Source organism: Stenotrophomonas sp. STEN008 (assembly GCF_056760435.1).
Genome location: NZ_JBRRET010000094.1, coordinates 1 through 231 on the forward strand (window position 1 = coordinate 1; position 231 = coordinate 231).

Annotated in this window: 1 pseudogene; it reads left to right on the forward strand. The window is 67.1% G+C overall.

Annotated elements, in window-relative coordinates:
* Positions 1-231, forward strand: a pseudogene (locus ACVOME_RS18700) (methyl-accepting chemotaxis protein); the annotation flags it as partial.

The following is a 231-nucleotide window of genomic DNA, read 5'->3' on the forward strand; positions in this document are numbered from 1 at the left end:
GGCGTGTTCGCACGGATGCGTGACGATGCCAATGCCACCGTCACCCAGCTGACCCGCATCGTTGGCCAGATCCAGGCCAGCGCCTCCAGCATCACCCTGGCCGCCGGCGAAATCGCCTCGGGCAACAACGACCTGTCGCGCCGTACCGAACAGCAGGCCGCCAACCTGGAAGAAACCGCCGCCTCGATGGAGGAACTGACCTCCACCGTGCGCCAGAACGCCGAGCACGCC